The organism is Brevundimonas sp. (genome assembly GCF_018608325.1).
Taxonomy (GTDB): domain Bacteria; phylum Pseudomonadota; class Alphaproteobacteria; order Caulobacterales; family Caulobacteraceae; genus Brevundimonas.
The window spans coordinates 1,750-8,120 of record NZ_JABAZW010000008.1 but is presented as its reverse complement, the minus strand read 5'-3'; the positions used below and the strand labels follow the sequence as shown (position 1 = coordinate 8,120).

The following is a 6,371-nucleotide window of genomic DNA, read 5'->3' as shown; positions in this document are numbered from 1 at the left end:
TCCCTGCCCCGTCCGGTGACCGAGGATCAGGCGCGCGGCCTGCTGGCCGAACCGGACGCCGATCCCGACGCCGATCCGTGGGAGGCCGCGCGTGATCGGGCCGTTCTGACCCTGCTCTACGGCTGCGGCCTGCGGATCTCAGAGGCCCTGAGCCTGACCCGCGCCGACGCCCCGCTGGGCGAGACGATCCGCATCATCGGCAAAGGGTCAAAGACCCGGATCCTGCCGGTCCTGCCCGCCGTGCGTGAGGCGGTCGACGCCTATCTGGCGCTGCAGCCCTTTGTGCTTGAGCCGACCGGCGCCCTGTTCCGCGCTCGACGCGGCGGGCCGCTCAGTCCCCGTCATGTTCAGGCCAGCGTCCAGCGGCTGCGCGGACGGCTGGGCCTGCCGGAACGCACCACGCCGCACGCCCTGCGCCACAGTTTCGCGACCCATTTGCTGGGCGCGGGCGCCGACCTGCGCTCAATTCAGGAGCTTCTGGGCCACGCCAGCCTGTCGACGACCCAGAAATACACCGGCGTCGACGCCGAGCGGCTGTTGAACGCCTATGCGGCGGCCCACCCTCGCGCCTAAACTGGCGTCATGAGCCAGGACATTCTCGCCGTCGGCCTGCCCGACCTCGCCGACGATTTGCTGGTGCGCCGTGCGCCGTCGCTGGGCTGGACCCTGCATCGCCCCGGCCCGGACGGAGTGCCTGCGCCGGACGCCGCCGAACGCATCACCGCCATCGCCGCCGCCGGATCGTCGCCTGTCGACGCCCGGCTGATCGACGCCCTGCCGAACCTGAAGATCATCTCGGTTCATGCGGTCGGTTATGATCTGGTCGATCTGTCCCATGCCCGGTCGCGGGGGATTGTCGTCACCCATACGCCGGATGTGCTGAACGACGATGTGGCGGACATGGCCCTGCTGCTGACGCTGGCGACCCTGCGCCGCCTGCCCGCGATGGACGCCTATGTCCGCGACGGCCGCTGGGCGTCCGAAGGCCCGCCTCCCCTGTCGCGCAGCGCCAGCGGCCTGCGGTACGGCCTGTTGGGTCTGGGCCGGATCGGTCAGGCCATCGCCAGCCGTCTGGCTCCCTTCGCCGGCAAGATCGCCTATCACACCCGAACCCCCGTCGCGGGCGCGCCCTGGCGGCATGAGCCCCGGCTGGTCGATCTGGCCGCCTCGGTCGATGTGCTGATCGTCATCGTGCCGGGCGGCGCCTCAACGCGTGGTCTGGTTTCGGCCGAGGTTCTGGATGCGCTTGGCCCCACCGGCGTCCTGATCAATGTCGCGCGCGGCGAGGTGGTGGATCAAGCGGCGCTGGTAGAGGCCCTGACGTCTGGTCATCTGGGCGGCGCGGGGCTGGATGTCTTCGATGACGAACCCCATGTGCCGCAGGCCCTGATCGACAGTGATCGTTGCGTTCTGGCGCCCCATGTCGCCTCGGCCACGGTCGAGACCCGCACCGCCATGGCCGAACGGATGATGGCCAATCTACAGGCCGTCTTCGCAGGCAAGCCGCCCGTTTCGCCGGTTCCCGATTGAGACCTAGCGGCTAAATGGCGTCTCCGACGCACGCTCACCGATCACCCGACCCAAGGCGCGCGGCTGATCCGGCACAGCGTAGCTGATCGGCAACGGGCAGTTGTTTTGATCGCGACGATCCAGAAGCATGTATTTTCGGACCTGCCCATCCGAAGTCTGTGCGCCATCGAAGCGCAGGGTCGATGGCCCAGACCCCGCCGATGCTGGCGGCTGGAAATCGACCGAAACGATCCCATCACCACAGGCCTCAGGAATCCGTTTCATAGCGGAAGCGATAGGCGATTGACTGGCGATGGGCGGGGATGGCGGCGGCGAAACAGCCAACTGGCCGGACAAGGCGAATGCGAGAAGGGTCAGCATGGGCGGCCTCCTGTGGTTGGTCGAAGACTACAGCCGCAACTCAGGATTATCCAGCCGCTCAATATCCGTTCTTTTCTTCAAGGCGGCGGCAGGCGCGGCTTTCCCGTCATCGATGACTGTCTATAGTTCGTCGTGGCCCGCTGGGGCTTGAGGAGGACAGGCGTTTGCGCCCGCCAGTTCATGACCCGACGCCGCTGACCGCATCCCGACGCGATGCGCTGGGCCTGTTGGCCGTCGCGCCGCTTCTGGTCGCCACACAGGATCAGGTCGCGCCCTCGGAAGAGGTGCGGCTGCTGGAGAACATGCTGACCCGGATGGGGGTCGAGGTGCAGTTGGAGAACGACCAGCCCCGGCTGTTCTTCATCGACACCGGCGCCGAGGCCAGCGCCCTTTCCGTCGAACTGGCGCAGAGCCTGAACCTGTCGCCCGGCCCTTCCGTCACTGTGCATGGGGTTACTGCGGCGGAGACGACGCCCACGGTCCGCATCGGCCATATCGAGATCGGGCGTCAGAGATTCGAAGACCTGATCCTGCCCGTCTTTCCCCGCAGCCTTCTGGGCGCCGACGGCCTGCTGGGTCTGGACCTGCTGTCGCGGTTTCGACTGACGCTGGACATGCGGGCGCGGCGCGTGACCCTGTCGCCGCCGGGGTCATCCGACCGGCTGGTCGTGCGTGATCCGCAGGCCAGCTACAGCCTGCGCCAACAGGATGTGGTGGTCACCGGCCATCGCGGACAGTCGGGTCAGCTGATCCTGACACGCGTCGAGGCGGACGGCGTTGACGTGTCCGCCTTCATCGACAGCGGCGCGCAATACTCCATCGGCAATCTGGCCCTGATGCGGGCGGCCGACATCAGCCAGACCAACGACATGGCCCGCATGGTGCGGCTGGTCGGCATCGTCGGCGGCGGGGTGACGGCCCAGACGGGGACCGTGCGGTCGCTGAAGGTGGCGGGCCGGGCGCTGGGGGCCACGCCCCTGCTGTTTGCCGACCTGCACGCCTTTCGGATCATGGACCTGATCGAACGCCCTGCCCTGTTGCTGGGCGCAGACGTCCTGACCCGGTTCAGCCGCATCAGCCTGGATTATGGCCGCAGCCGGGTGAGCTTCGGCGGGTTGCTGCGTCGCCCCCCGCCGAAGGCGGACCTTAGATCGCCTTGATCGCCCCGCCGTCCAGACGGATCAGCGAACCGGTGACATAGGCGGCCAGGGGGCTGGCCAGGAAGGCGGCGGTGGCGCCGAACTCTTCCGTCGTGCCGATGCGGCCGACAGGAATGGACTTCACCGATTCCGCACGGGCTTCGGCAGGCGTGACGCCGGTGCGCTCGGCGGCAGACTTGTCCAGGCTCTGGATGCGCGGCGTGTCGATACGGCCCGGCAACAGGGTGTTGACCGTCACCCCGTCAGGTCCGACCTCATTGGCCAGGGTCTTGGCCCAGGCGGCGACCGAGGCCCGCAGCGTATTGGACACGCCCAGCGCAGCCGACGGCTCCACCACCGTGATCGAGGCCACGTTCAGGATGCGCCCCCAGCCCGCCGCCCTCATGCGCGGCAAGACCCGGTCCGTCAGGCGGAACACCGACAGCACCATGGATTCAAAATGATCGCGCCAGACCGACGGGTCCAGGTTCGACACGCCCGACGGCGGCGGACCGCCCGTATTGTTCAGCAGAATCTCGATATGGCCGCCCAGCAGCTCCTCGGCCAGATCAGCCGCCTTCAGCAGGGCCTCGTGGTCGGACAGATCGGCGGTGACCACCACCGCCTTGCCGGGGCCTGCCGCATTCAGTTCGTCCGCCACGGCCTGAAGCTTGGCCGCATCGCGCGACAGCAGGGCGACATGCGCGCCTTCCGCCGTCAGGGCCGCCGCCACCGCCCGGCCCAGTCCCGACGATCCGCCGCAGATCAGGGCGCGTTTTCCGGTCAGTTTCAGGTCCATGTCGATCTCCTTGCTGGGCGTTCCATTCCATATCGGGGCTAGGACGCGATCCGCAACGCGTCGTTAACCGACAAAGCGCACCCTTGGCCCTGCATGGCCTTCGCGACAGGCCGGGAGGGGCCGTCATGTCGACCAAGATGACTTCAAGCACACGCCGCTACAGCGATCATTTCGAACCGCAGGACACCGATCCGCAGGAACAACGCCGCCTGCGCGGCCAGCTGGAGCAGATCGACTACGCCGCCTATGTCGCCAACAAGGAGGTCATCGGCCAGAGCCTGAACGGTCTGGACGCCGCCTCGATGCAGAAGCTGGCGGTGCTGACCGCCTCGGCGCGGGCCAAATGGGCGGCGGAGGCTCTGCGTCTGGCCCATTCCGGTTCGCCCGTCACCCCGGATCAGGCCGCGCGCCTGACCTCGGCCCGCACCAGTTTCGAGGAATTGGTCGAAGTCTATGACGCATTGCGGCGCATGGTTGAGCGCGGATACGTGACGATCAAGGCCTGATCGACCCACATATAAGGATTTCCTTATATGTTTATTGCTCCAAAAGGCCAGTCGGGCTAAGGAGGCGTGAAATCCCTCATTCGGCCCCCATTCGGCCAGGAACCTGATCATGACCGACTACATCGTCCGCGACATTTCCCTGGCCGACTGGGGCAATAAGGAAATCGCCATCGCCGAGACCGAAATGCCGGGCCTGATGGCTCTGCGTGACGAGTTCGGCGCGACGCAGCCGCTGAAGGGCGCCCGCATCGCCGGTTCGCTGCACATGACCATCCAGACGGCGGTGCTGATCCAGACGTTGGAAGCCCTGGGCGCCGAAGTGCGCTGGGCCTCGTGCAACATCTTCTCGACCCAGGACCACGCCGCTGCGGCCATCGCCGCCTCGGGCACCCCGGTCTTCGCCACCAAGGGCGAGACGCTGGAGGAATACTGGGACTATGCGCACAAGATCTTCGAATGGGCTGACGGCGGCTATCCGAACCTGATCCTGGACGACGGCGGCGACGCCACCCTGCTGACGGTCCTCGGTCCGAAGGCCGAGAAGGACATCTCGGTTCTGGCCAACCCGCAGAACGAGGAAGAAGAAGCCCTCTTCGCCGTCATGAAGCGCTACATCGCCGAGAAGCCCGGCTTCTATTCGGCCATCCGCGACGCCATCGGCGGCGTGTCGGAAGAGACGACCACCGGCGTTCACCGCCTGTACCAGATGGCCGAAAAGGGCGAGCTGCCCTTCCCCGCCATCAACGTCAACGACAGCGTCACCAAGTCCAAGTTCGACAACCTGTACGGCTGCCGTGAATCCCTGGTCGACGCCATCCGTCGCGGCACCGACGTCATGCTGTCGGGCAAGGTCGCCGTGGTCTGCGGCTATGGCGACGTGGGCAAGGGCTCGGCGGCTTCGCTGCGTCAGGGCGGCGCCCGCGTGATCGTCACCGAAATCGACCCGATCTGCGCCCTGCAGGCCGCGATGGAAGGCTATGAGGTCCAGACACTGGACGACGCCGCCGACCGCGCCGACATCTATGTCACGACGACCGGCAACAAGGACGTCATCACGGTCGAGCACATGCGCCGGATGAAGAACAACGCCATCGTCTGCAACATCGGCCACTTCGACAGCGAAATTCAGGTCGCAGGCCTGAAGAACTTCAAGTGGGACGAGATCAAGCCGCAGGTCCACCACATCGAATTCCCGGACGGCAAGAAGATCATCCTGCTGTCGGAAGGTCGTCTGGTGAACCTGGGTAACGCCACGGGCCACCCCTCCTTCGTGATGTCGGCGTCCTTCACCAACCAGACTCTGGCCCAGATCGAGCTTTGGACCAACGCCAAGGCCTACGACAACAAGGTCTACACCCTGCCCAAGCACCTGGACGAGAAGGTCGCCTTCCTGCACCTGGCCAAGCTGGGCGCCAAGCTGACCGTCCTGACCAAGGATCAGGCCGACTACATCAACGTGCCGCAAGAAGGCCCGTTCAAGGCGGATCACTACCGTTACTAAGCTCTCCCCGAGGCCGGTCCCCGCTTGCAGGGGGCCAAAATGACGAGGGCGTCTTACGACGTCCTCGTCGTCGGGGCTGGCGCCGCCGGCATGATGTGCGCCATCGAAGCCGGACGGCGCGGACGCCGGGTGCTGGTCGTCGATCATGCCGACCGCCCGGGCGAGAAGATCCGCATCTCCGGCGGCGGCCGCTGCAACTTCACCAATCTGGGCTGTGGTCCGGCGAACTTCCTGGGCGAAAACCCCCGGTTCGCCACCTCGGCCCTGCGCCGTTTCACCCAGCACGATTTCATCAAGCGCATCGATAAGGCCGGGATCGCCTGGCACGAGAAGACTCTGGGTCAGCTGTTCTGCGATGACAGCGCAAAGCAGATCGTCCGTATGCTGACAGACGACATGGCGGCGGCTGGCGCCATCCTGAAAATGAAGACCGGCGTAGACCGTCTGACCCGCAACAGCGACGGTTTCACCGCCCATCTGTCGGACGGATCGCAGGTCACGGCGGCGTCTCTGGTCGTGGCGACGGGCGGCAAGTC

The 6,371-nt window shown here is 66.3% G+C and carries 8 protein-coding genes; 6 read left to right on the top strand and 2 right to left on the bottom strand.

Going from position 1 to position 6,371, the window contains the following annotated elements; all coding sequences use genetic code 11:
• Positions 1–573: tyrosine-type recombinase/integrase (locus QZ281_RS00765; RefSeq protein ID WP_292223498.1), on the top strand; the 573-nt coding region annotated here is incomplete at its 5' end.
• 9 nt (positions 574–582) lie between these two features.
• The gene (locus QZ281_RS00760) at positions 583–1,530 is read left to right on the top strand and encodes a 2-hydroxyacid dehydrogenase (protein ID WP_292223496.1); all 948 of its coding nucleotides are present in this window, start codon (positions 583–585) and stop codon (positions 1,528–1,530) included.
• A gap of 3 nt (positions 1,531–1,533) precedes the next feature.
• Here the strand turns inward: QZ281_RS00760 and QZ281_RS00755 are convergent, their stop codons facing one another.
• Complete coding sequence (locus tag QZ281_RS00755) at positions 1,534–1,890, bottom strand: hypothetical protein (RefSeq protein ID WP_292223495.1); 357 nt, start codon at positions 1,888–1,890, stop codon at positions 1,534–1,536.
• 164 nt (positions 1,891–2,054) lie between these two features.
• Between QZ281_RS00755 and QZ281_RS00750 the strand changes: the two genes are divergently transcribed.
• Entirely contained in the window at positions 2,055–3,050 is a 996-nt protein-coding gene (locus tag QZ281_RS00750) for a pepsin/retropepsin-like aspartic protease family protein (protein ID WP_292223493.1), read from the top strand.
• Here QZ281_RS00750 and QZ281_RS00745 read toward each other — a convergent pair.
• Positions 3,037–3,828: an SDR family oxidoreductase gene (locus QZ281_RS00745; RefSeq protein WP_292223491.1), complete on the bottom strand. Its 792-nt coding sequence runs from the start codon at positions 3,826–3,828 to the stop codon at positions 3,037–3,039. The two genes, QZ281_RS00750 and QZ281_RS00745, sit on opposite strands and share 14 nt — an antisense overlap.
• A gap of 125 nt (positions 3,829–3,953) precedes the next feature.
• On the opposite strand from QZ281_RS00745, the gene QZ281_RS00740 reads away from it, so the two are divergent.
• The 3 genes from QZ281_RS00740 to QZ281_RS00730 all read left to right on the top strand — a co-directional run.
• Complete coding sequence (locus QZ281_RS00740) at positions 3,954–4,334, top strand: hypothetical protein (RefSeq protein WP_292223488.1); 381 nt, start codon at positions 3,954–3,956, stop codon at positions 4,332–4,334.
• Positions 4,335–4,443: 109 nt separating this feature from the next.
• Positions 4,444–5,835, top strand: a complete 1,392-nt coding sequence (gene ahcY / locus QZ281_RS00735) for an adenosylhomocysteinase (protein WP_292223485.1) — start codon at positions 4,444–4,446, stop codon at positions 5,833–5,835.
• A 39-nt stretch (positions 5,836–5,874) separates the two neighbouring features.
• Positions 5,875–6,371, top strand: a 497-nt coding sequence (locus tag QZ281_RS00730; protein ID WP_292223482.1) for an FAD-dependent oxidoreductase, incomplete at its 3' end; no start/stop codon positions are given.